Source organism: Methanothermococcus thermolithotrophicus DSM 2095 (assembly GCF_000376965.1).
Lineage (GTDB): Archaea > AGJL01 > Methanococci > Methanococcales > Methanococcaceae > Methanothermococcus > Methanothermococcus thermolithotrophicus.
Genome location: NZ_AQXV01000041.1, coordinates 11,905 through 34,522, shown reverse-complemented (window position 1 = coordinate 34,522; position 22,618 = coordinate 11,905). Strand labels below are relative to the sequence as shown.

Sequence of the window (22,618 nt, the reverse complement as noted above, 5' to 3'; positions counted from 1 at the left end):
AAATTCTTTGAATTTTTGTCGAGTCGAAGCGAATTTCAAAAAATTCGCTGACTTACGAAAACCTGAAAGGTTTTCGTTAAGACTCACGAAACCTTCGGTTTCGTCGATAGGTTGCATCCAAAGTTCAAAACTCAATTGTTGGAACCTAACATTTATTGGCTCCATTTACTTTTTTCAACAACGATATAGCCTTCTTTTGTTTTTGGAGCAATATTTAAAGCATTATCTCTGAATGAAGGATCTATAGATGGTTCGTCATCATCCCTTAAAACGTTTTTGGTTTCAAGGATATAATATTCTTCTTCATCACCCAAATCAAAGCTTTCAAGAACTTTTGAAAACTTGTCAACAATTTCTTCAGCCTGCTTTTGTATTTTTTCGACATCTACCATCTTATCACTTAAAGAGAAAATATAATTAAATAATCACTAAAACCATCTCAAAACTAAAATATATAATTGACGTATTTGAGACAGACTTATTTTAATAAATTAAGATCCATTAAAGTCTTTTTTAACTTTAACTTGTTTTCTTCAGACATGTCGCAGAGAGGTAATCTCAATTCCCCAGCAGGCATGTTTAATAAGTTCATTGCTGTTTTTATGGGTATAGGATTGGTTTCAACAAACATCAACTTCATTAGAGGGAACAACTTATAGTGTATTTCCTTAGCCTTATCAAATTTTCCCTCAAGTGCATAGTTGACCATTTGAACCATTTCCTTTGGAACGATGTTTGCTATAACACTCACTACGCCGCAACCCCCAAGAGATACTATTGGAAGGGTTAACTCATCGTTTCCGGATAGTATTTGAATATCACACAATTCAGATATTTCTGAAACCTGCGATAAATTAGGATTGGCTTCCTTAACTGCTGTTACATTACTGTATTCTTCATATAAGTACTTTATAGTTTCTGGTTCAAGGTTTACTGCAGTTCTTGAAGGCACATTGTACAATACTATAGGAACGTTTATAGCGCCTGCAATTTCTCCAAAATGCCTTTTTAAACCCTCTTGAGTAGGTTTGTTGTAGTAAGGGGTTATTAAAAGTACACCATCAGCTCCAACATCTTCTGCATGCTGTGAAAATTCCACAGCTTCTACTGTAGAGTTTGAACCTGCTCCTGCAATTACTTTTATTTTCCCATCTGCTACTTCTATAGATTTTTCTATTACTTTTTTATGTTCCTCATAAGTTAAAGTTGGAGATTCACCGGTAGTTCCAACTGAAACTATACCACTAACACCATTATCAATTAAAAAGTTTATATTTTCTTCCAAACCTTGATAATCTACTTCCCCATCTTTAAAAGGAGTAATAATTGCAGGAAAAACTCCTTGCATATAAATCACATCCCTCTTAGGCACTCATTTTTTTAACTTTTGAGGTTATATACCCTGCAATTCTGTTTCTCAACGTTTTTGTTGAAATAAATGCAACTTCTTCAACAGCTTTTTTGTTTGTTTCGAAGTCTGTTGTGAATTTATCACTAAATCTCTCAAAGAGCTCGTCTCCAGTTCTTTTTATAAATGTTTGTCTAATTCTTCCCAATGTATCACCTCTAATGGTAAGTAGTTATAGATTAGTTGTTCTTAACAATATTATATATTCGTTTCAACTCCAATATGAGCGAAGTGGAAAGTTACATCCACCACAACCTTAGGTTGTAGGAATTAGTTCAATCCAAATATAGTGAAGGGATTTAAAACCCTGTGTTTAAAACCCGAAGGTTTTATTTATAACATAGATTTTCACAATATATATAACCTGATACATTATCATTTATTTATTATTTATAATTGTCGTTAGAGTTTATTAAATTCCTTCATCTGTAATTCTTTGTTGTGTTTGATTAAAATATCCATTATTTGTAAAGCCACATTGTGGTCAAAATCGTATTTCTCACACAGTTTACGTGTTTTTTCGTAAATTTCTTGTTCTCGTTTATTATCATATATCGGCATGTCCAATGCCTTCTTTAATAAAGCTATCTCTTTTGCAAAATGAGTTCTTTCAGCCATTAGTTCTATTATCTGTTCATCTATTTCGTTAATTCTATTTCTAATGACCTCAAGTCGAATTTTTGTATCAGACATTTTATCTCCAATATATGGGCAATTTAAGAAATTCAAAAGTGTATTAATATAACTATATTATTTAAATTTAACTATGGTCTTTTGAAATATGTGCGGATTATTATTGGTCAATATATGCAATACCACATTTTCCATGTTCCTTTAACCAATTAACAAATTTTTCAGCGTATTTGAGTTTTTTTACTTTGATATCATCTGCAACTTCAACGTCGTTTTTTAGATTTGGTCTAGAGTATTTGGTTGTATAAATCCCAAAATCCATCCCACAAAGGATTATTTTTTTTGCACCAAATTCTTCTGCTAAAAAACAGCATCTGTCACCATCTGTAAAGCCGCCATAGTTTATGAGGTAATCAAATTCTTTTGGGACTTGGGTGCTACCAACAATATTCTTTAATTTGCCGGCATACTTTTGTATTTTATCAATATTATCTCCATGGGCATGAACAACCACAATAGAACCTTTATCATTACTTTCAAAAATAGAGCTCATGTCACCATCTAAATCTGAAACGATTATATCTGGGATTAAACCTTCCTCTAAAAGTGCCTTTGTAGCACCATCCGCCGAGATTATAATATAATTGTCCTCTAAATCCATTTCTTTAGTTTTAGCTTTAGTTTTAATTATTTCTTTTACAATTTTAACATGATTTTTTAAAGAAGGTCCTGCACCAAAAATATAAACTTCCTTTCCTTCGATGATATTTTTGACCCCATCTAATGAAATATTATTTTTTGTATTTTCTATTATTTCGTTTAAAATTACTGCACTTTCAAAGTCTTTCTCCTTATCAAATCCAAAATCTTCCATTATTTTATTATAGTAACTCCCCCATGTTTTTAGATCCATATTATCTCCTATTTTTAATATTATTTTTGTTATTATCCATTAAATCATTGTTAATTCTAAACTCCCCATCCAAAGTCCTTACAACGACGTTATCAATATAATTTTTTGCAATCTTTCCAAGTTCAAGGAGTTCCTCTGTTGTAGAAGTTTTTATCTTTTTGAATTCTTCACAATAGGCATGTTCGTTATCAAACTGCTGGATGGCGTACATATCGCAATCTTTAATCGTACTGGCTATTTCTTCTATATCTTCTTTATCCATTATGGTTGGGATAAATGTAGTCCTGCACTCAATAAAAACGTTGTTTTCTTTACAAATATTTATTATTTTTAAAATATTTTCTTTTATTGTCTCTCCATCAATCCCTGTTAGTTCCTTATATTTATCAAAGCGACATTTAACATCAACTGCCACATAATCCACCAATTTATTTTCAACCAAATCCCTAATGACATCAACATTTGTCCCGTTTGTATCTATCTTAACAGGAAATCCTTTTTCTTTTGCCAGTTTACAGAGCTCTTTTACACCTTCTGGCTGTAGGGTAGGTTCTCCCCCACTTATAACTAATGCTTCTGCAAACATCAAATCCATGTTTTTAAAGACTTCTTCCGCACTCATCTCATAGGATCTTTCAGTTATGTGTTTGTAATTATAACAGTATCCACACTTCATATTGCATCCTGACAAAAAAACTACTGCAGAACACTTTTTTGGATAATCTATTGTTGAGAGCTCTACAATACCTGAAACTTTCACTATTTCACCTTAAGATAATTCCATAATGCACATATGTGTAATATTTATATCCGATTATAAATAAGTGTATATATCATTTTACATATTGTTGTCGGCATGTTGTTATAAGGTACTGCATAATGGTGTTTTAGTGTTGTGGTGGTTGGATGGAAGTAAAAGTTATTATTGATAATTTAGCATGGAAAAAATATTTTGCCCAACACGGGCTTTCTCTAATTGTAAAAACTGAAGATTTAAAAATACTGTTTGATACAGGTCAAAACCCATTAATTTTAAAGAAAAATTTGGAAATTATGGAAGAAAAAGACGATTTTAACGCCATAGTTCTAAGTCATGGGCACTACGATCACACCGATGGATTTTCTTATTTTATAGAAACGAACAACTATGGAAATGCGAATATAAATATCGATATTCCGATTATTATGCATCCCGATGCCTTCGTTGATAGATATGACCGTACTAAAAATAAGTATATTGGAATTAAAAATGAAATTAAAGATTTTTTGAAAAAATATCCTAAGATAGAATTAATTGAAAAACCTTATAATATATCTAAAAATATCATTGTCTCTGGATGTGTTAAAAGAAACCAATACTATGAAACTGAAGAATTCTACAAGTTGGAAAATGGGACATTTAAAAACGATATTGTAAATGACGACATGTTCTTAATTGTGGATGGCGTAGTTATTACAGGATGCTCCCACAGTGGTATAATAAACGTAATTGAGTATGCAAAAAAGATAAAAAAGGTAGATAAAATCAGAGGAGTTATCGGCGGTCTTCATTTAGTTAACTCTTCTGATTCATACATCAAAACAGTTAAAGAGTATTTGGAAAATCAGGATTTAGAATTTATAATTCCATTACACTGTACGGGATTTAAAGCCTTAAAAGAACTAAGCAGTTTGGATAATTTTATTCAAGGGCATGTTGGAAGTGTTTTTGAGTTCTAATTATAATTATGGTGGTGTGCAATTTTAAGCTAACTACTCATTTTCAACCCATTTATAAAGGATGGTTTTCGTAGGATTTGCCAATCTATATATACCTACTCAACGAAGTTGAGTAGGTATCCGATTTTGGAATCATCGAGCGAAGCGAGATGAGCTACAAAAATCACTTCGTGATTTTTGTTCAATCCAAACCTCTCGACAAAAATTCTTCGAATTTTTGTGAGTCAGCAAATCGAAGATTTGCTTCGATTTTCTAAAAGGCTTGGAATAAAATTTACCTGTATTTATTAGTTAATTAAGTAATGCACACCACTATAGAAGGAAAGGACTATAAATGACCATTAATGAGATAATTAATAAAATACTCGTTTAGCCATTTAATAATTTTAAGTCATCCAATGTATTGACGTTTATAAAAGTCTTTTTGGTAGGATCTATCTCATTTGCATCAACGTAAAGGGGTTTTAAATTATCTATCAATTTTCTTATTGAGGAATATTTTTCTTTTTTCTCTTTTTTCACATTACCTTCATTTTCTTTTATTTTTCTAGCGAGCTCTTCAAGTACTTTAATTGAGGATTTATGATATATTGAAAAAAGAGGCTCTAAATTACCATTTTCATGTCTTGGGACTATACAATTGCATTTTTTTAATTTTGCATTGGGAATAAAATTTATTAGTTTATTTATTGAGTCTTTAGTTACAAAAGGCATGTCACAGGGAAGTACTAAAATCCATTCTGAGCTCGAAACCCTCATCCCAGATAAGATACCCACCAGTGGTCCTTTATCACTTAAAATGTCCCATGTTATTGTTTGGCGGTATTTTCTAAAAAAATAGAGCTGATTTGCTATTTCCGTATCTATGGTTTTAGTTAATGAGTGAGATTTTTTATAATTTTCCGGCCCATTTATTAATTTCAGATTTTTAAAAACAGTTATAAATGGGATTTTCATCTCGACGAGAACATCAGCTATATTTTCCACTAAAAATTTTTCATTATATTTTCTAAAAGATTTTTCTCCACCCATTCTCTTTGCTTTCCCGCCCGATAGGATAATAGCTGAAATCATCAATATCCTCCAATTAGTAGATCATTACAGGATTTTAACAAAATTTATATATGTCTTTTATTTATAGTTGTTGTACAGGTTTATCCGAACACTTAAGAATAATATAAAAACGAAGATAAGTTATAAAACCTTAAGGGTTTTATCAAATAGATAGAATCAAATAAAATATATACAAGGTGAATACCATGGAAAAAGGGAAACTGGTAAAAATATCATACGAAGGTTATGCTGATGGAAAATTATTTGACACAACAAGTGAAGAGTTGGCTAAAAAAGAAGGAATTTACAATCCAGTAATGGTTTACGATACAGTCACAGTTGCAGCTGGGGAAGGTATGCTTATTCCAGGATTAGATGAGGCACTATTGGAGATGGAAGTTGGGGAAGAGAGAGAACTTGAATTACCTCCAGAAAAAGCATTCGGTAAAAGAGATCCATCAAAAGTAAAAATCGTACCTATGAAAGAATTCCAAAAACACAATGTAAGACCAGTAGTTGGATTATCTATGAACATCGATGGAAAAGTTGGTAAAGTAGCCAGTATCAACGGAGGAAGAGTTTTAGTTGACTTCAACCATGAATTAGCTGGAAAAACAGTTAACTACAAAATAAAAATAGAAGAAGTGGTTGAAGAACCTGAAAAAATAGTCGAAGAATTAATAAAAATGTACATCCCAAAAATAAACTCCGAAGAATTAAAAATAAAACTCACAAAAAACACAGCTACAATAACACTCCCTGAAAATACCGTATTCATGAACAACCTCCAAATGATCAAAATGGGCATAGCTAACGAAATCATGAAAAGATTGGATATTGAAAAAGTTTCATTTGTAGATACATTCTTAAAGAAAAAAGAAGGGAAAAAAGAATAAATTATAAATTTTTTATTTTTTAACTAATATAATTTATAAAAATTTACAACATAATTAATTAACATATAATATATATGTAATAGTGTATTGTGTATATTATAGCCACGTGTTTCTGTTATTTTATATCTTTAATAATTTACAAGGGATATAATGAAAGATAGATTTGATCGGGAAATAAGATCCTTAAGGATTTCGGTAACCCCTGAATGCAACTTGAAATGTTTTTATTGCCATAGGGAGGGGCATAATTCAAATGGCAATAAAATATTAATGACTCCTGAAGAAATTGGGGAAATTACAAGGACTTCTTTGGATTTTGGCGTAAGGAAAATAAAGATTTCCGGAGGGGAGCCACTTTTAAGGAAGGATATAGTGCAAATAGTTGAAAACATTAAGGATGAAAGAATAAAAGATATTTCATTAACTACAAATGGGATGCTATTGGAAAAATATGCTGAGGGATTAAAAAACGCTGGATTAAATAGGGTTAATGTTAGTTTAGATACCTTAGACCCAGAGTTGTATACAAAAATCACCTGCGGAAGTCTCCACGAAGTAAATGATTACAAAACCAAAACCTATGAAACGAATATCGAGAGAACAAAAAAAGGAATAGAAAAAGCCATTGAAGTTGGACTAACACCATTAAAAGTAAATTATTTGGCAATGAGTATTAATATTAATCATTTGGACGAAATAATGAACTATTGCAGGGATATTGGGGCTATTTTACAGATTATAGAATTTATACCCACAGATGAGGAGTTAAAACAGTATTATGTTGACATCCAGCCAATAGAAAAAATGATAAGCGATAAAGCTGATAAAATAATAACAAGAAAATTCATGCAAAACAGAAAAAAATATATTGTCGATAATTTGGAAATTGAATTTGTAAGGCCGGTGGATAATACAGAATTTTGTAGCCACTGTACCAGAATTAGACTAACTTACGATGGATTTTTAAAACCTTGTTTACTTAGGGACAATAATTTAGTTGATGTTTTAACCCCATTGAGAAATGGAGAGGATATTAAAAAGTATTTTGCTAAATGCATTAATAAGCGAGAACCATACTTTAAATCATAATTCACTATCTTTTGATAACTCTAAGTTACAGATTTATTTTATATATTTTATTTATTTTTAGTTTCTATTATGTGTTTAAATATATCTTCTATTTCTCTTCCAGGTTTTGAACTTAAGTCTATAGGTTTTCCAACCAAATCACATTTTGAAACCTCATCGTTATAGGAAACAAAACCAAGTATTGGGATTCCCACTTCCTTTTCAAATATTTCTTTGAAGATTTCTTTTTCTTCTTTGTTTTTAACTTTATTAACAACTACCTTCAGGTTTGTAACACCAATATCATTTGCTAGTTTTTTTATCCTTTCTGCAGTTAGGATGGATTTTTTAGAGGGTTCAACAACTACAATCATCAAATCTACATTTTCAGTTACCTTTCTACCAAGATGTTCTATACCAGCCTCCATATCCAGTATAACAACTTCATCCCTTTTAGTTACCAAATGCTTTAAAAGTCTCCTCAACAAAACTGTAGCAGGGCAGACACAACCTCCTCCCCCTTTTTCAACTGTTCCCATTACCAACAAACTGATATTACCTTTTGTATATGAGTACTTGTCTAAAATATCATCTACCTTTGGGTTAATTTTGAAAACACTACCGTATTCTCCAACTCTTGCTCCTGTTCTCTCTTCTATCAAATCGTCCATTTTAGAGAGGGGAGTTATTTCTTCATCTATTCCAAGGGCACATCCTAAGTTCATATCTGGATCGGCATCAACTGCTATAACTTTGTAATTATTTTTTTCAAATAATCTAGCTAAGGTTGCAGATAAAAATGTTTTACCGACTCCCCCTTTTCCCGTAATGGCTATTTTCATTATATCACCTGAATGTAATGAAGGTGAGCTCCGAAAACCTTCGATTTTAATCTCTCGTTTTTTATAACTGTCCTATGTTAATAATATATTATAACCATAATGATAATAAAACATATTGCATTACCCATGGTAAATAATATATACTATTTTCATTTATTCTTAGTTTTATGTATATATGTGTTACAAAGTTTGAGAGTGTTAAAAATGAATTTGAAATCATACCAAAAATTCCTGGCAGTAGGTATATGTTCTATACTGTTATTTACAGTTTATTTTTATAGAGACCCAGAAAGAACGCCGCCACTAAATGAACGAGGCATCTGTATATCCCCTGCAGATGGAACGGTTTTATACATAAAGGAATACGACGGATTTCCAGAAGTCTACAAGGATGGCAACAAGTATGTTTTAAAAGATATTGAGAATTACTACAGAAATGGTTCCTACGTGATTGGAATATTCATGTCTCCTTTTGACGTCCATGTCAATAGAGCTCCGATTGGTGGAGAGGTTGTATATGTTAAGCACTTTGATGGGGGATACTATCCTGCATTTGGTAGCGGCGTAGAAGGGAAAAATGAAAGAAATGTGATTATTATAAAAAATGGCACAGACTACGTTGGGGTAGTTCAAATTGCCGGAATGGTGGCAAGGAGAACGGTTAGTAATGTTAATGAAGGGGATTATGTAACTATCGGACAGAGGATAGGTATTATAAAGTTAGGTTCTCAGGCTGCGGTAATATTGCCAAAAGACAAATATGAAGTACTTGTAAAAAAGGACGATAAAGTCTATGCAGGAGAAACCATAATTGCCAAATTGAAAAACAAAACATTACAAATAAATAACTAACTATTTTTATTATTCCGCCCTATAGAATAAATACCTACATAGGGTAGCATCATATTTTACATACTTATTTTTATTTTATTGAAGTGATTACTATGATGATGGATAAAGAACATTTAATGGATGAAATCTACAAAAAAGTAAAAAGCATAAGAAAGGAACTAAATTTAAAAGAAACCGAATTTGAAATAGTAGATTTGGAAATAAAATCACTTGGCCCGCAGGATGACGCAGAGAAGATTGGCAATGAAAAAACTTTTTTAATAATATATACATTAACCAGGTCTGATAAATCCACGTTAATAGGTCCTGGAGGATGGGCAATAGGAAAGTTGAGCAAATCTCTTAGGGATTTATTTAATAAAGACCTGATAATAAGGGTCGAAAGTTACGTGGATAAAGTAATACTGGATGAAAAAACCAAACATGCAATTAAGTTCTTAGAAGAAAAAAATTTAAAAATTAACGATGAAAAAGTTCTTGTTTTAGTCCAGTGTAAATACGATTTACCAGTTTTAGCATATTTAAAGGAATTTTTCCAGCCTTTCGGTATAACTTATGACCTTGGAACTGTTATTTTACCACCAAAAAACAAAAAAGCAATTGAAGATGTCCTAAAGATATTAAATATCCCACATAAGTTTATAGAACCTTTTAAATTAGGTAAGGATGATATTTTAAGTGCTATAGAAAATTATCCATGCTATAAGGTCTGCAATAGCTTGGAAAAATATGTTATAAGTGAAGCTAAAGATATGGGAATCAAATGCATAATAAACAACCATATGGATGAAGACTACGTCTTTAAGGATGGAATTCATATTGTAAATTTCCTTAAACTATTTCCTTTAAAGAGAAATTCATTAATTAAAAAATTAGAAAGTATCTTGGAGTTTTCTAATTCCCGAGCTCAGCAGATTTACTTAGACTGTCCATTGATGATACAGTCCTACAAAAAAAACAAAAACACAAAAATAAAACTGATAGAAGATATTGTATCAGATGTTTACAATGGATTAATTGAACCTACCGAAGGTTCTGAGGAAATAATGAAGATTGTAAAAATTTAAAAATGTGCAGAAAGGTGCAGGTATGAATAGAGAATCTGAAAATCCCCATTATCCTAAAATACTATTTTTTGAGTATGCAGTAGGTAGCGGAGAAATCGTTGATAAAGACATACTTGAAGAAGGTAGGTTGATGTATGATACTATTTTAAACCATTTTTTAAGTAGTGGGCACCAGGTAACTTCACTAATCGATGAAAAATATTACAACTCACAAAATAATTCATCAAATTTCAATGTTATATCTTTAAATAAAAATGACGATTATATATCTAAAATTGAAAATATTCTGGATGAAGTGGATATGGCGTTGATTATTGCACCAGAATGCGAAAACATCCTATATGAGCTAACTAAGTTAATCGAAAAACATAAGGTTATCAATATCGGTTCTTCAAGTAAGGGGGTTAAAATCGCAGGAAATAAATATTTAACCTACGAAGCCATAAAAGAAGCCGTAAAAACTCCTAAAACATATCCATTAAAAAAATATGTTATAAAAGAGACAAGCGGGTGCGGCGGTGCTCATCAGGTACTTGATGAAGAATATGTAATCCAAGAATTTGTAGAAGGAGCTCCGTATTCTGTTAGTTTTATTGTTGGACAGAATGACAAAATATATCCTATATGCTTAAACAGGCAGTATATCAACGATATATACTGTGGTGGAGAAGTAAACATAAACCATCCATTAAAGGAAGAAATAATAAAGGAATCCGAAAAGGCGCTGAGAAAAATCGATGGTTTAAACGGCTATGTAGGAGTGGATGTGTTAGTTGGTGAAGAAATAAACATTTTAGAAATAAATCCAAGAATCACAACTTCAGTTTGTGGAATCAGTACAGACCCTTCACTTGGAAGCCTTTTGGTGGATAATGCACTTGGAAGGGAAATAAACTTTACAGTTAATGTAGGAAAAAGGTTCATTAGAAAAGAAGATGGTTTTGAGTTTTTATAACTTATATTGTTTAAATCATTACTTAATATTATTTATTCTTATTCTATTCATTTTTTTCAAATTCAGCATCAACAACAACGTGCCAAACTCCTGGGGAGTATTTCTTTATTTTGTTTATTTTGTAGTCAGTTAATTTATAGCCGTTTTTTTCTCCGTGATATCTGAGCTGTTCTATAGGTCTGATATTCATAATTTTTTCTGCCACCGTGTCATGGTAATGTATAACTCCTTTATCTTTTAGGAATTCAAAGGCTTTATCTAAAAACTTATGGGTTTTTAAAACATATCCCATTATAATTCTATCTGCCATGTTCTCCATCATAACCTTTCTATTATCACTCAATATTGCAACCATATTGTCCAGTTTGTTTAGTTTTATATTTTCACAGAGATAGTGGTATGAGTTAGGATTTATCTCAATAGAATAGATTTTTTTAGGTTTTGAGTATTTTGCCATAGGTATGCTGAAATAACCTATTCCTGCAAACATGTCCACAACTGTTTCATCTGGATTTGATATATGGGCCATTCTTTTCCTTTCTTCTATATTCCCCATGCTCCACATTACCTTTGAAACATCTATTTTAAATCTACAACCATGTTCTTTGTGAATTGTTTCAGTTTCGTTATTATCGTTACTGCCCATATTACTGCTATAGATCACCCTTACACGGGGAGTTCTAAAATCTCCGGTTATATGTGTACTATATTTGACTATAGTCCTGCAGTTGGTTCTTTTAACAAGTTCTTTTATTTCATCGTCTGTTAAACTTCTTTTAACAATCAATATGTCGCCTATTTTTTGATACTTTATTTTAGATTCCCCTGGATTCTGAACAGATTTTGTTTTGGTTATGTTATCTCTGGAGTTAGTGTTCGCATTCATGCTATTACCTAATATTACCTTAATGTTAACAATTTTTAATAAATATTAAATTAAATTAAAAAAATTAATAAATTAATTTATTAAAAAAGTTAAATTAAAAAAGTTATTTCTCAAGCATTTCAGCTATTTTATTTCCAAATACTATTGTAAATTCTGGACCTTTAGCAGTTATGATGTTTCCATCTGTAACTACGCCTTCATCGACGTACTCGGCACCATTTTCTTTTAGTATGTCTATTGCTTCTTTTACAGGATATACTGTAGCTTTTTTACCTTTTAAAATACCTGCCTTAGCTAAAACCACTGGAGAAAGACATATTGCAGAAACTATTTTTCCTTTTTCATAGAATTTTTTTACAAGATCTATCAAATCTTCATTGTTCCAGAGGTATTTTTTAGATCCTATGCCCCCTACAATCATTATAGCATCAAAATCATCAACATTTACATCGTTAATAGTCCTTTTTGTTGTTGCTCTTCCCCCCAACATTCCCGTGTGTTCCCCTACGGTAGTTGAAACCATCTGTGCAGCAATATTTTTATTATAAAACACCTGCAATGGATCAAAAAGTTCATCGTCTCTAAAATCTTTTGGAGCTATAACTATCAATACAACCATTCAAACCCCCTCATTAAGTTACAAATTATAACAAAAACTATATCCGTATGGTTTATATCATTTATTATAAGTCGTTTACAATCATAGTTGTTTGCGTTAGATATTGAATATTAACTCCAATAAAATTAATCGGCAAACTGGGTTTTGTCATATATTTTAGGATCCATTTCCTTTATTTTAAAATTTAAAGCAATAATAACAACCATTTTAAAAATTTGTAATATATGAACAAATTCCAATAAATTTCGCAAACAACTAATTTACACCCATATTTTTCAAAGTTTTATTTATTATTTATAAATATAAAATTTTATAAAGTCCTAGAACGACCATAATACCAATATCATCATACGAATCTAACAAAATACGCTTGAGGGATTTCATGGAATATGTTTTTGATTATATTTATCAGAATTACGGACTAAAAGACGGAAATTACGAAAACCTTCGGTTTTCGAATCCAGTAGGTTACGGAAGCCAAAGGCTTCCGAATCCGGTAGGTTACGAAAATCAGAGATTTTCGAATCCAGTGGGAAAACCAAAAATAATTGAAATAGGTGTTGGGTTCTACTTCGAAGTAGCTAAAAAATTAAAAGAAAATGGGGCAAACATAACTGTTGTAGATGCAAATGAAAAAGCTATAGAAGAAGCAAGAAATCAATTACTAAATGGTGTTGTTGATGATATATTTAACCCAAATATGGACATTTACAGAGGATCTGATTTAATATACTCTATCAGACCTCCAAGGGATTTACAGCCGTTTATTTATGACATAGCTAAGAAGGTGAGCTGTGACCTAATTATAAAACCTCTTCATGGTGAACAGCCTATTGAATGCTTAAAGCTGATTAACTATAAAGGAAACCCCCTCTATATTTGGAGCTCTAAAATGAGTAAGAGATAATAGATAATAAAATTAAAAGAAACTAAGTGATAAAATGGATATTTTGAAAAATCTGCCGGTAACTGATAATCACATTCATGTAGATGGAGTAAATGGGCATGGGGCTGAGAAAGTAGCTAAAATTTTTAAAAATGCAGGTGGAAAGGTAATGATTGTATTAAACAAACCTGCATTTGGAGATGCTGAATTAACAAAACCTATGGATGACTTAATAAATGATTTAAATACAATAAACAGCATAGATGGTGTAAAAGCATTTGGTTTAGTTGGAGTTCATCCTGCTGAATTAACCTTTATGGTTAAAAACGGCATTCCCCTAGAAAAAGCCAAAGATAAAATCATAGAAGGCCTTAACTATGCAAAAAAACTTGTTGAAGAAAATGAATTTTTAGTTGGAATTGGAGAAGTTGGAAGACCTCACTATCCTGTAGATGAGAACATATGGAGAGCTTCCAATGAAATACTATTATACTCAATGGAACTGGCAAAAGATTTAGATTGTGCTATTCAAATTCATGCAGAAACTGCATCAGAAGAACAATTTAGAGAGTTTAATAATATGGCAAAGTCTGTTTCTTTGGATCCTGAAAAAGTTGTAAAACACCACTGTGGAGACATGGTTTTAGAAGGAGAAAAATACGGAATATTTCCTTCAATAATAGCTTCAAAACCTTGTGATGAAGCTGCAAAAAAATCTTCCAGGTTTGTAATGGAAACCGACTATATCGATGACCTTAAAAGGCCAGGAGTAGTTCTTGGAATAAAAACTGTCCCAAGAAGAACGAGAAACCTAATAAATTCTGGATTAATTGACGAAGAAAAGTGTTTCAAAATCCACAAAGAAAATATTGAAAAGATTTATGGGATAGAGATTAACTTTTAATTAAATAGGGACTATTAAATGAATTATTTTATCCCCTATTATAGGAGTTACTATGTATGAGATAGTTATTGGGATTATTAACGGTATCATAGGAGTTACCCATATTTCTTCATCGTCATTATAGTTTGAAAAATCATCGTCATCTGCGGATGGTAATAATTTAAAGTTGTTTTCATGACCTAATATTAACCTATTTTTTTCTTTTGCATCCTTTACTCTCATTTTTTCTCCAAAACACATTAAAAGAAATTTCCTTAAGTTTTTAGGCCTTATTCCTTTCATCAAATTCCTTAATAAAATCACTATCGGCAGAAAAATCATAAAAAACATTCCGTTTATAAATACTATTATTGGAAACGATGGAACATAGTTGACACTTAAAAGACTACCCAAAATAGTATATGTTGGCATTTGGTACTTTGGAACAAGAGCTCCCAATCCCATTAATATTTTACCATCTCCCCCACCTATGCCAAATAAAAACATTAAATAGCCCAGTATAAAACATACTACAAATCCAGAAATTGAATTTATCAAAAAGGAATAATTTCCAGTACTGAATGACATGTATATACTGTACAAAAACCCAAAAACTACCATGGAAATCCAAATATAATCTTCAATTTCCCTACTTTTGAAGTCGTGAATGGATGCTATGAGAAGCCCAACTAAACCAAAAATGTATTCAATCATAATATCTCCTTATACATTTTTCTTGGATTTTAAAACCCTATATCCGCCCTTAATCGTAACCGTTTCCACATTTCCAAAAACTTCTTCCATAAATTTTGCAAGAGATTTTGCACCGTGTTTTGTCTGAATAACTAACCAAATAGTGCCATTTTCCTTTAACAACTCTTTACCTTCACTTATTATTTTATGTATTACTTTTTTTCCTGCCTTTATAGGTGGATTGGATATTATAACATCGTATTTTTTACCCTTAACTTTATCGTAGAGATCCCCTTGGAATACTTCTATGTTTAAACTTTCTAAATTATTTAATTTTATATTGTACTTTGTTAGTTTTACAGATCTTTTATTTAAATCGGTCATTGTAACAGAATTAACTTCATCTGCCAAAGAAATTCCGATAACGCCATATCCACAGCCCACATCAAGAATATCGTCATCTTTACTTACTTCTATTGATTCAGTTAATATTTTTGTACCTTTATCTATTTTATTAGGAGAAAAAACTCCAGTATCTGTTTTAAATGATAATCTCTTATCTCGTATAATCCCTTCAATAATCATTTCATTGTGTTTTGACTCCGGATTCTCGGAAAAATAATGCATAATTTCACTCGCTACAGATGTTGTGATATATGGTATTAATGTTATATTTTAAATAGTAGATATATTAAATTAATACTTTTCTAATAAGATAATAATGGTTAAAAATAATGTTTATAATTTTGGACCAGATGTTGGAATAAATACGGTGATAGGATGCACTTACTAACTTTATGTAACTTAAGCAGGGAAGAACTTGAAGGCATTATTAAGGATGCGGAATACTTTAAAAAAAATAGATACAGCCATGAGAAGCTATTAAAAGACAAAAGTATAGCCCTAATATTCGAAAGCCCTTCAACCAGAACTAGAATAAGCTTTGACTTTGCAGTCAACGAACTTGGGGGACATTCAATAATAATGAATGAAGGGGAGATACATCTTGGGAAAAAAGAAAGTATAAAGGATACTGCAAAGGTATTAAGTAGATACGTTGATGCCATTGTTGCCAGAGTTAAGAACCATAAAACACTTGAAGATTTGGCAAAATACGGGGATGTTCCAGTTATAAATGCATTAAGTAGCCTTGCACATCCTTGTCAAATTCTCGCAGATATGCTAACAATAAAAGAATATAAGAATGAGCTTAAAGGACTTAAATTAACTTATTTAGGGGACGGAAACAATGTATGCAATTCATTAATGATTGCAGGTGCAATACTTGGGATGGATGTATGTGTTGCAACCCCTGCAGGATACGAGCCAAACGCAATGTATGTAAAAAGAGCTCTTGAAGCAATCAATGAATATGGGGAAGGAAGTATAACATTAACTAACGATCCAATCGAAGGGGCTAAAGATGCAGACATATTATATACTGATGTTTGGATAAGCATGAGTGATAAAAACAAAAATTTGGATGAAGTGTTAAAGATATTCCCACCGTACCAAATAAATAAAGAGCTCCTTGGATATGCTAAAGAGGATGCAATAGTAATGCACTGTTTACCTGCAAACAGGGGTATGGAAATTACAGACGAAGTTATAGATGGAAAACATTCTGTAGTTTACGATGAAGCAGAGAATAGATTGCATGCTCAGAAAGCGGTATTTAAGTATATATTTGATAAAATATAAAGCTTTGAGTAAACAAAATACTCCTTTTTGGATCTAGCCTCTTCCAAATGTTTCAGATTTGGATCCAACACTTTAAAAAGGGTTGGGATGCAACCTTTTTTAAATGTGTAATATTAATTCTTTTAGTTAATTTTATTTTAATTTAGATGCATTTTTAACAAAATTATTTTGACTTAACAATATTTGCTTTTAATTTTAGAATTAAAAATTTAAATTTCTTCATATTGTCTGTAATATCTAACAATTCGCCACAATAGTTAGTAAAGACAAATACTGCAACTGATAAAATAACACCTATAATACCAGCATACATTATTCCAAAATATATGGTTAGTAAGACCAATATCCAAAATTCAGTATATCCAAAAACCCTACTTGAGAATCCATTTATTGAAGATAGAAAAATTGCAGACTCTATATTGCCAAGTGTTTCAAATCCAAATATTACCCAAGTAATGGCAAGTATTAGAATCATAACTACGAAGCAAATGCCCCAATATACAAACTCAAAAATCCATTTTAATACACTATTATCTTCAAAATTTCTACTTTTAAAATAATTCTCAATATTTTTTAATATCACCATACTTATCAAAATACTTAAAATTTCAGCAAAGTATTCCAACATTTTTTACCTCCCCTACTGTATCAATAAGTGCATTAATTTATAAATTAAATAAAACTTTGAAATGTTAAATAATACTGACTTAAACTATAAAATTCCTTTAGTACTTACAACCCCCTTTCTATCATCTTTTTGAGTTGCGATATCAAGGGCTATTCCAAATGCCTTAAACAGAGCTTCTATTTTGTGGTGTTCATTTTTTCCAACTACTTCAAAGTGTATATTCATTCTTCCATGGTTTGCCAAGGACTCAAAAAAATGAACAACGTTCTCAGTTGAAAAATCTCCAACTTTATCCCTATTTGGAGTATAATCTCCCACAACATAAGGCCTTCCACCCAAATCTATTGAAACCATGGCTCTAGCCTCATCCATTGGAACAATTGCCCAGCCAAACCTTTTTATATTCTTTTTTTCCAGCTTATCTAATGCCATTCCAAGACAAATTCCAACATCTTCAATTGTGTGATGATCATCAACTTCTAAGTCCCCATTTGCATTTAAAGATAGGTCAAATGCACCATGTTTTGCAAAGGATGATAAAATATGGTCAAAAAATGGAATTCCAGTATTTATATCATACTCCCCCTTTCCATCGATGTTTATTTTTAATTCAATTTTAGTTTCTTTAGTTTCTCTTTTAATATCAAAGATTCTCAAGTTATCACCTTGAACCTATCATTAAATTAATATCCCTATTAATCGTTATTTTTCATCTGAGTCCCAACTAATTCATCAACTTTTTTCAAAAATTCGTTTAAATGTTCCTTTGGAATCGAAGCTCCAGAAGCTACATTATGTCCTCCACCATTTCCTCCAAATTCTTTTGCAATTCCCATAGCTTCTGATAAGTTCAATCCATTATTTACCAAATAGTTGTTACCTCTTGAAGATATTTTATAGAATTCTCCTTCTTCATAAATACCTAAGACAGGTTTATCTTTTACCATTAATGAAGCTATAAGTCCTGTAGTACCCTTTTTTCCGAAAAAGTATTCTATATTATTTAAGGATTTTATTTCAACCTCTTTTAGTTCTTCAATTAACTCCCCCTTGTATTTCTCGTATATCTCCTTAGCAGTTTTTATGCATTCTTCATCTTCAAGTGCTACACCAATTCCTATTGAAGTCATTCCCGTTCTACCACAGGCATTTAGAATCTCAGATAGATAAAAGGCGTCGTTAATTTTATGATCTATAATATACCTATCAACGACGATATCTTCTTTATTGACGTATTTCATAAGGGCAGATATAAGTCTCTGCTCCTCGTCACCTGAAAGTTCTATTTTTTCAGGATCTATGTCGATTTTATTCAAGAATTCTAAAATTTTATCCCTACCATTTAGTTCCCCTATATATGGCTGGGTGGAATAAAGAATAGATTTCCAAATCGGCAAATCATAGCAGTTAAAAACTATATCTTTTAAAATGCTTTTAATATGTCTATATCTTCTACCTTCGTTTAATATGAATTTATTCAATCCGGTAAATGGTTTATGTTGCATATCCCCAATTGCTCCAGTAATAGCCAAAACACTGAGATCATAGTACCCAAATTCCCTCGCTACTAAATAACATACTCCACTTGCAGAGAGCTCTTTTGCACCATTTACACCAAACAGATGAGGGTTGAGCTGTAATATATTTTTAATTTCATACTCTTTTCTTAGAGGAGGGTGGTGATCCAAAATAATGGCATTAAAATTTTTGCTCAGGAGCTCATCTATTTGCCCACTTCCCATATCACAGAATATGTATAAACCATACTCATCTTCTTCACTTAGTTTCTCAATAACCTCATTTGAGAGATTTTCCACAACACTTAAATGAAAATTTTTGTTTTGCCGATATAATGTATCTACAACAATGGCTCCAGATGTCAATCCATCTGTATCGTGGTGTGTGATAACCCTTATAACTCCATCATAATTTTCAATTTTTTCTTTAATTTTTGTATAAATATTATTAACATTTGCAAAATCGTCAATAGGCAATATATCAACCACAATATCACCAATTATAGTTAAAGACAAAACCTTTTAGAAAATCGAAGCAAATCGAAGATTTGCTGATCGAGACAAATCACAAAGTGATTTGTCGATTCACAAAAACCTTTGGTTTTTGTCGAACTCACGAAACCTTCGGTTTCGTCGAGAGATTTTGATTGAACGAAAACCTAACGGTTTTCATAGCTCACCAACTTCGTTGGTGATTCCAAAATCCGATACCTACTCAACGAAGTTGAGTAGGCATATTTTGAAGGATATATTTAAGTTTGTTATGTCGAGCACTATAAATTGTAAAAAATGAATAAATTTAATGAGGTCCTATTATAGTGGTGTGCATTACTTACTCAACTAATGAATACAATTAAATTTTATTTAAACATAAAATATACCTTGTTAAATTAAATTGGGCTTATTTACTACAACTATTTAATTTTAATGTATTGGTTAGTGACTTAAAATTGCACACTGCTATAAACCACGGGTTTGTCACCTGACAACAAACACGTTGGGAGCTCACTTTTGACATATTGAAAACTGTAAAAATGAATTATTTATATTAAGTTTATTAACCCCTATTAGCAACCGTATAAATATCTTTTTCGACTACGTGTCCATTAGGCTCTAACTCTTCGAAAATCTGGGCTTCGAATGAATAAATTTTTACATCCTCTTCAATCCATGCTGTTGGAGATATTCCTGCCTTCATACATAGGTTTGATAGGTATTGGGGTACATCCCACCCATATTTTACAGGTACCTGAGGTAATAACAATCCACGGTATGAGCCAAACTCAATAATTAAACCATCCTTTCCGATTTCTATTTTTTCAAGATACTCCAATGGATCGCTAACTTGCACTAACTTAGGTGCTGTTAAAATACTTATTTCAATAATTATATTTTCCAATTCATAAATATCCACTGGAGGAAATCTAGGGTCATTAATGGCAGCACTTATTGCAGCCTCTTTTAATGCCTCTATTAGAGGCATTATAGGTTCGGGTACACCTATACACCCCCTAAGATCGTGCCCAGGGTATGTATGAAGTGATACGAAGACACCCCTATTTTCATCAAATTTATCAGGGTAATCTTTAACTATGATATTTTCTCCCTTCAAATAATGTTTAATTACACTTCTTGCAAATTTAACTGCAAAAGTCCCATCTTCAAGAGATAACATAATTTCTCCCCCCTTTAATAAATATTCTATGCCGATCATGGATAACACATGCATAAATTTCCACTCTTCATTTAAACTTTTATACTTCCTATTATATATTTTTAACACCAATTGTTTTTAAATTTGCATAAAAGTGATACTATGAGAATTTTAAAAGAAGTATCTGTTCCAAACTTGTGTGATGCTGGAGCAAGGATTTTAAAAAATATTAAGCCCATTATCCCTGACCAAAAGATTGTTTTTGGAGAGGCCATTACTGTAAAAACCTCAGGAGATGACTGGGGAACCGTTGTAAATACAATAAAATATGCAAGAAATAAGATAATTGTAGTTGATACAGAAGGGGCAAAAACAGCAGTTTGGGGTGGGTTAGCATCTACAAACGCAAAATTAAAAGGGGTTATAGCGATAGTAATCGATGGAAGCGTAAGGGATGTGGAAGACATTAAATCCCTAAAATTTCCCGTATTTTCTAAATACACAGTTCCAAATGCTGGAAAACCACTAAACAATGGTGAGGTTAATATCCCAATCGTCTGCGGTGGTGAGGTAGTAAATCCTGGAGATATTATTGTTGGAGATTGTAATGGAGTGGTAGTTATTGGACGAGATAAAATAAATGAGGTAATTGAAAATGTTAAAAAAATAAAACAGAAAGAGAATTTAATAAAAGATAAAGTTATGAGGGGTATGGATTTGGGAGATATTTTGAAGTTAGAATAATTTTTTGAAATACATTTTCTATTTGAAAAAATCTTCTATTTTAGGTTTATAGTCGTTATTGGTAACATTATTATTATCATTTTTATGAACTTCCACATACTCTAATAAACTCTTATACTTTACACTATCACATATATCAAAGTATCTTGTATTATTTTGATTTAATACACATTTAAATTCACAAGATTTGCATTTCCATGATTTAGGATGTGGCGGAGTATCTCCATTATCAATACTTTTAAATTTTTTAAGAATGTTTAGAGCATCGTTTTTATCTACATTATTTTTATAAGTTTCAGTTTCATTTTGGTTCAGTACGAATATTTGGACTTTTTTATTATTTCTTTTGAAGAAGTAACCATAAAGATCCGCTTGAATAAATGCTACTGGTCTAATATGTCTTTTAAGATACTCATTTCGAGTAGTTTTAAACTCATAAATAAAATCATTAGTAATCCCATCAGGCATACCGATAAGAGCATAATCTTTCCATTTAAAATTCCATCTAAAGGTAAGATATTTTTTGGCAATTTTTTCATGAAGATACTCTCCAAGTATATTGGGATATTCTTTTGATAATTCCATAGCTTCATATAACATATAATTTTCTATGGAGTTATTGGTTTTTTCTTCATTAGAGGTGATTAAGTCCTCAATATTTACAAACTGTTCAGTTTTTTCTTTAAATAATTTATCTATGTCCCTAAATCTAATTTCATCGCCGATATCCAATAATTTTTCCTCATTTTTAGGTATGTCGTCAATTAATCCCAAGATATATGAATAATATATCCTATTTTCTACATATGCTTTAAAATTCCCTAATTCACGCACTCTGCTCTTTAATACTAATTTCATAGCACACCAACGATAATACGCAACGTTTGCTATTCCTATAAACACTAATCTATCTTTTTCAACACCACGTCTATCTTTTTCGATATTTAATAGACTTTCAAAATCAACATGAGATAAGTAATCTTTAAAATGATGCATTTTAA

Annotated in this window: 27 protein-coding genes; 10 read left to right on the top strand and 17 right to left on the bottom strand. The window is 31.3% G+C overall.

Going from position 1 to position 22,618, the window contains the following annotated elements:
• Positions 1–152 precede the first annotated feature (152 nt).
• The 6 genes from gatC to F555_RS08985 all read right to left on the bottom strand — a co-directional run bounded on the left by gatC (position 153) and on the right by F555_RS08985 (position 3,714).
• Positions 153–392 carry an Asp-tRNA(Asn) amidotransferase subunit GatC gene (gene gatC / locus F555_RS0103480; protein ID WP_018153831.1) on the bottom strand — a complete coding sequence of 80 codons (240 nt, stop codon included), beginning with the start codon at positions 390–392 and terminating at the stop codon, positions 153–155.
• A gap of 86 nt (positions 393–478) precedes the next feature.
• Positions 479–1,348 carry a 4-hydroxy-tetrahydrodipicolinate synthase gene (gene dapA, locus F555_RS0103475; protein WP_018153830.1) on the bottom strand — a complete coding sequence of 290 codons (870 nt, stop codon included), beginning with the start codon at positions 1,346–1,348 and terminating at the stop codon, positions 479–481.
• 16 nt (positions 1,349–1,364) lie between these two features.
• A complete protein-coding gene (locus F555_RS0103470; RefSeq protein ID WP_018153829.1) occupies positions 1,365–1,556 on the bottom strand; it encodes a 30S ribosomal protein S17e in 192 nt (63 codons plus the stop codon).
• Between the two features lie 254 nt (positions 1,557–1,810).
• Complete coding sequence (locus tag F555_RS0103465) at positions 1,811–2,101, bottom strand: chorismate mutase (RefSeq protein WP_018153828.1); 291 nt, start codon at positions 2,099–2,101, stop codon at positions 1,811–1,813.
• Between the two features lie 100 nt (positions 2,102–2,201).
• On the bottom strand, positions 2,202–2,954 hold the full coding sequence (locus F555_RS0103460) for a 6-hydroxymethylpterin diphosphokinase MptE-like protein (protein WP_018153827.1): 753 nt from the start codon (positions 2,952–2,954) through the stop codon (positions 2,202–2,204).
• Position 2,955: 1 nt separating this feature from the next.
• The gene (locus F555_RS08985; protein WP_018153826.1) at positions 2,956–3,714 is read right to left on the bottom strand and encodes an anaerobic ribonucleoside-triphosphate reductase activating protein; all 759 of its coding nucleotides are present in this window, start codon (positions 3,712–3,714) and stop codon (positions 2,956–2,958) included.
• A 146-nt stretch (positions 3,715–3,860) separates the two neighbouring features.
• On the opposite strand from F555_RS08985, the gene F555_RS0103450 reads away from it, so the two are divergent.
• A complete protein-coding gene (locus F555_RS0103450) occupies positions 3,861–4,673 on the top strand; it encodes an MBL fold metallo-hydrolase (protein WP_018153825.1) in 813 nt (270 codons plus the stop codon).
• 369 nt (positions 4,674–5,042) lie between these two features.
• Here the strand turns inward: F555_RS0103450 and F555_RS0103445 are convergent, their stop codons facing one another.
• On the bottom strand, positions 5,043–5,747 hold the full coding sequence (locus F555_RS0103445) for a molybdenum cofactor guanylyltransferase (RefSeq protein ID WP_018153824.1): 705 nt from the start codon (positions 5,745–5,747) through the stop codon (positions 5,043–5,045).
• 185 nt (positions 5,748–5,932) lie between these two features.
• Between F555_RS0103445 and F555_RS0103440 the strand changes: the two genes are divergently transcribed.
• Together F555_RS0103440 and moaA are read left to right on the top strand one after the other, a co-directional pair.
• Positions 5,933–6,622: a peptidylprolyl isomerase gene (locus tag F555_RS0103440; RefSeq protein WP_018153823.1), complete on the top strand. Its 690-nt coding sequence runs from the start codon at positions 5,933–5,935 to the stop codon at positions 6,620–6,622.
• Positions 6,623–6,772: 150 nt separating this feature from the next.
• Positions 6,773–7,711 carry a GTP 3',8-cyclase MoaA gene (gene moaA, locus F555_RS0103435; RefSeq protein WP_018153822.1) on the top strand — a complete coding sequence of 313 codons (939 nt, stop codon included), beginning with the start codon at positions 6,773–6,775 and terminating at the stop codon, positions 7,709–7,711.
• 47 nt (positions 7,712–7,758) lie between these two features.
• Here the strand turns inward: moaA and F555_RS0103430 are convergent, their stop codons facing one another.
• A complete protein-coding gene (locus tag F555_RS0103430) occupies positions 7,759–8,532 on the bottom strand; it encodes an ATP-binding protein (protein ID WP_018153821.1) in 774 nt (257 codons plus the stop codon).
• A 126-nt stretch (positions 8,533–8,658) separates the two neighbouring features.
• On the opposite strand from F555_RS0103430, the gene F555_RS0103425 reads away from it, so the two are divergent.
• The 3 genes from F555_RS0103425 (at position 8,659) to mfnD (ending at position 11,406) form a co-directional block, all read left to right on the top strand.
• Entirely contained in the window at positions 8,659–9,384 is a 726-nt protein-coding gene (locus F555_RS0103425) for a phosphatidylserine decarboxylase (RefSeq protein ID WP_394296278.1), read from the top strand.
• Between the two features lie 92 nt (positions 9,385–9,476).
• Positions 9,477–10,451: a hypothetical protein gene (locus tag F555_RS0103420; RefSeq protein ID WP_018153819.1), complete on the top strand. Its 975-nt coding sequence runs from the start codon at positions 9,477–9,479 to the stop codon at positions 10,449–10,451.
• Between the two features lie 22 nt (positions 10,452–10,473).
• Positions 10,474–11,406, top strand: coding sequence for a tyramine--L-glutamate ligase (mfnD, locus tag F555_RS0103415; protein WP_018153818.1), 933 nt, complete (start codon positions 10,474–10,476; stop codon positions 11,404–11,406).
• A gap of 43 nt (positions 11,407–11,449) precedes the next feature.
• On the opposite strand, the gene taw2 is transcribed toward mfnD, so the two are convergent.
• On the bottom strand, positions 11,450–12,292 hold the full coding sequence (taw2, locus tag F555_RS0103410) for a tRNA(Phe) (4-demethylwyosine(37)-C(7)) aminocarboxypropyltransferase Taw2 (protein ID WP_018153817.1): 843 nt from the start codon (positions 12,290–12,292) through the stop codon (positions 11,450–11,452).
• A gap of 103 nt (positions 12,293–12,395) precedes the next feature.
• Complete coding sequence (locus F555_RS0103405) at positions 12,396–12,911, bottom strand: DJ-1/PfpI/YhbO family deglycase/protease (RefSeq protein WP_018153816.1); 516 nt, start codon at positions 12,909–12,911, stop codon at positions 12,396–12,398.
• 382 nt (positions 12,912–13,293) lie between these two features.
• Here F555_RS0103405 and F555_RS0103395 point away from each other — a divergent pair, with 382 nt between their 5' ends.
• Complete coding sequence (locus F555_RS0103395) at positions 13,294–13,818, top strand: UPF0146 family protein (RefSeq protein ID WP_018153814.1); 525 nt, start codon at positions 13,294–13,296, stop codon at positions 13,816–13,818.
• 34 nt (positions 13,819–13,852) lie between these two features.
• Positions 13,853–14,701: a TatD family hydrolase gene (locus tag F555_RS0103390; protein WP_018153813.1), complete on the top strand. Its 849-nt coding sequence runs from the start codon at positions 13,853–13,855 to the stop codon at positions 14,699–14,701.
• Here the strand turns inward: F555_RS0103390 and flaK are convergent, their stop codons facing one another.
• The gene (gene flaK / locus F555_RS0103385) at positions 14,702–15,394 is read right to left on the bottom strand and encodes a preflagellin peptidase FlaK (protein ID WP_018153812.1); all 693 of its coding nucleotides are present in this window, start codon (positions 15,392–15,394) and stop codon (positions 14,702–14,704) included. It lies immediately after the preceding gene.
• A 9-nt stretch (positions 15,395–15,403) separates the two neighbouring features.
• Entirely contained in the window at positions 15,404–16,000 is a 597-nt protein-coding gene (locus tag F555_RS0103380) for a class I SAM-dependent methyltransferase (RefSeq protein ID WP_018153811.1), read from the bottom strand.
• Positions 16,001–16,153: 153 nt separating this feature from the next.
• On the opposite strand from F555_RS0103380, the gene argF reads away from it, so the two are divergent.
• The gene (argF, locus tag F555_RS0103375; RefSeq protein ID WP_018153810.1) at positions 16,154–17,074 is read left to right on the top strand and encodes an ornithine carbamoyltransferase; all 921 of its coding nucleotides are present in this window, start codon (positions 16,154–16,156) and stop codon (positions 17,072–17,074) included.
• Between the two features lie 163 nt (positions 17,075–17,237).
• Here the strand turns inward: argF and F555_RS0103370 are convergent, their stop codons facing one another.
• From F555_RS0103370 to F555_RS0103355, 4 genes are all read right to left on the bottom strand, one after another.
• Positions 17,238–17,702 carry a hypothetical protein gene (locus tag F555_RS0103370; protein ID WP_018153809.1) on the bottom strand — a complete coding sequence of 155 codons (465 nt, stop codon included), beginning with the start codon at positions 17,700–17,702 and terminating at the stop codon, positions 17,238–17,240.
• Positions 17,703–17,786: 84 nt separating this feature from the next.
• Complete coding sequence (gene hisB / locus F555_RS0103365) at positions 17,787–18,359, bottom strand: imidazoleglycerol-phosphate dehydratase HisB (RefSeq protein ID WP_018153808.1); 573 nt, start codon at positions 18,357–18,359, stop codon at positions 17,787–17,789.
• Positions 18,360–18,397: 38 nt separating this feature from the next.
• Positions 18,398–19,708, bottom strand: a complete 1,311-nt coding sequence (locus tag F555_RS0103360; RefSeq protein ID WP_018153807.1) for a single-stranded-DNA-specific exonuclease RecJ — start codon at positions 19,706–19,708, stop codon at positions 18,398–18,400.
• A 568-nt stretch (positions 19,709–20,276) separates the two neighbouring features.
• Entirely contained in the window at positions 20,277–20,948 is a 672-nt protein-coding gene (locus tag F555_RS0103355) for a TIGR00296 family protein (protein ID WP_018153806.1), read from the bottom strand.
• An 87-nt stretch (positions 20,949–21,035) separates the two neighbouring features.
• Here F555_RS0103355 and F555_RS0103350 point away from each other — a divergent pair, with 87 nt between their 5' ends.
• A complete protein-coding gene (locus tag F555_RS0103350; RefSeq protein WP_018153805.1) occupies positions 21,036–21,617 on the top strand; it encodes an RraA family protein in 582 nt (193 codons plus the stop codon).
• Positions 21,618–21,635: 18 nt separating this feature from the next.
• On the opposite strand, the gene F555_RS0103345 is transcribed toward F555_RS0103350, so the two are convergent.
• Positions 21,636–22,613, bottom strand: a complete 978-nt coding sequence (locus F555_RS0103345; protein ID WP_018153804.1) for a PD-(D/E)XK nuclease family protein — start codon at positions 22,611–22,613, stop codon at positions 21,636–21,638.
• Between the last annotated feature and the right edge of the window lie 5 nt (positions 22,614–22,618).

Excerpts from the sequence above, each read along its gene's own strand:
- gatC (WP_018153831.1), bottom strand. The coding sequence starts at position 392 with ATGGTAGATGTCGAAAAAATACAAAAGCAGGCTGAAGAAATTGTTGAC.
- dapA (WP_018153830.1), bottom strand. The coding sequence starts at position 1,348 with ATGCAAGGAGTTTTTCCTGCAATTATTACTCCTTTTAAAGATGGGGAA.
- F555_RS0103465 (WP_018153828.1), bottom strand. The coding sequence starts at position 2,101 with ATGTCTGATACAAAAATTCGACTTGAGGTCATTAGAAATAGAATTAAC.
- F555_RS0103460 (WP_018153827.1), bottom strand. The coding sequence starts at position 2,954 with ATGGATCTAAAAACATGGGGGAGTTACTATAATAAAATAATGGAAGAT.
- F555_RS0103450 (WP_018153825.1), top strand. The coding sequence starts at position 3,861 with ATGGAAGTAAAAGTTATTATTGATAATTTAGCATGGAAAAAATATTTT.
- F555_RS0103445 (WP_018153824.1), bottom strand. The coding sequence starts at position 5,747 with ATGATTTCAGCTATTATCCTATCGGGCGGGAAAGCAAAGAGAATGGGT.
- F555_RS0103440 (WP_018153823.1), top strand. The coding sequence starts at position 5,933 with ATGGAAAAAGGGAAACTGGTAAAAATATCATACGAAGGTTATGCTGAT.
- moaA (WP_018153822.1), top strand. The coding sequence starts at position 6,773 with ATGAAAGATAGATTTGATCGGGAAATAAGATCCTTAAGGATTTCGGTA.
- F555_RS0103430 (WP_018153821.1), bottom strand. The coding sequence starts at position 8,532 with ATGAAAATAGCCATTACGGGAAAAGGGGGAGTCGGTAAAACATTTTTA.
- F555_RS0103425 (WP_394296278.1), top strand. The coding sequence starts at position 8,659 with ATGGTAAATAATATATACTATTTTCATTTATTCTTAGTTTTATGTATA.
- F555_RS0103420 (WP_018153819.1), top strand. The coding sequence starts at position 9,477 with ATGATGATGGATAAAGAACATTTAATGGATGAAATCTACAAAAAAGTA.
- mfnD (WP_018153818.1), top strand. The coding sequence starts at position 10,474 with ATGAATAGAGAATCTGAAAATCCCCATTATCCTAAAATACTATTTTTT.
- taw2 (WP_018153817.1), bottom strand. The coding sequence starts at position 12,292 with ATGAATGCGAACACTAACTCCAGAGATAACATAACCAAAACAAAATCT.
- F555_RS0103405 (WP_018153816.1), bottom strand. The coding sequence starts at position 12,911 with ATGGTTGTATTGATAGTTATAGCTCCAAAAGATTTTAGAGACGATGAA.
- F555_RS0103395 (WP_018153814.1), top strand. The coding sequence starts at position 13,294 with ATGGAATATGTTTTTGATTATATTTATCAGAATTACGGACTAAAAGAC.
- F555_RS0103390 (WP_018153813.1), top strand. The coding sequence starts at position 13,853 with ATGGATATTTTGAAAAATCTGCCGGTAACTGATAATCACATTCATGTA.
- flaK (WP_018153812.1), bottom strand. The coding sequence starts at position 15,394 with ATGATTGAATACATTTTTGGTTTAGTTGGGCTTCTCATAGCATCCATT.
- F555_RS0103380 (WP_018153811.1), bottom strand. The coding sequence starts at position 16,000 with ATGCATTATTTTTCCGAGAATCCGGAGTCAAAACACAATGAAATGATT.
- argF (WP_018153810.1), top strand. The coding sequence starts at position 16,154 with ATGCACTTACTAACTTTATGTAACTTAAGCAGGGAAGAACTTGAAGGC.
- F555_RS0103370 (WP_018153809.1), bottom strand. The coding sequence starts at position 17,702 with ATGTTGGAATACTTTGCTGAAATTTTAAGTATTTTGATAAGTATGGTG.
- F555_RS0103355 (WP_018153806.1), bottom strand. The coding sequence starts at position 20,948 with ATGCATGTGTTATCCATGATCGGCATAGAATATTTATTAAAGGGGGGA.
- F555_RS0103350 (WP_018153805.1), top strand. The coding sequence starts at position 21,036 with ATGAGAATTTTAAAAGAAGTATCTGTTCCAAACTTGTGTGATGCTGGA.
- F555_RS0103345 (WP_018153804.1), bottom strand. The coding sequence starts at position 22,613 with ATGCATCATTTTAAAGATTACTTATCTCATGTTGATTTTGAAAGTCTA.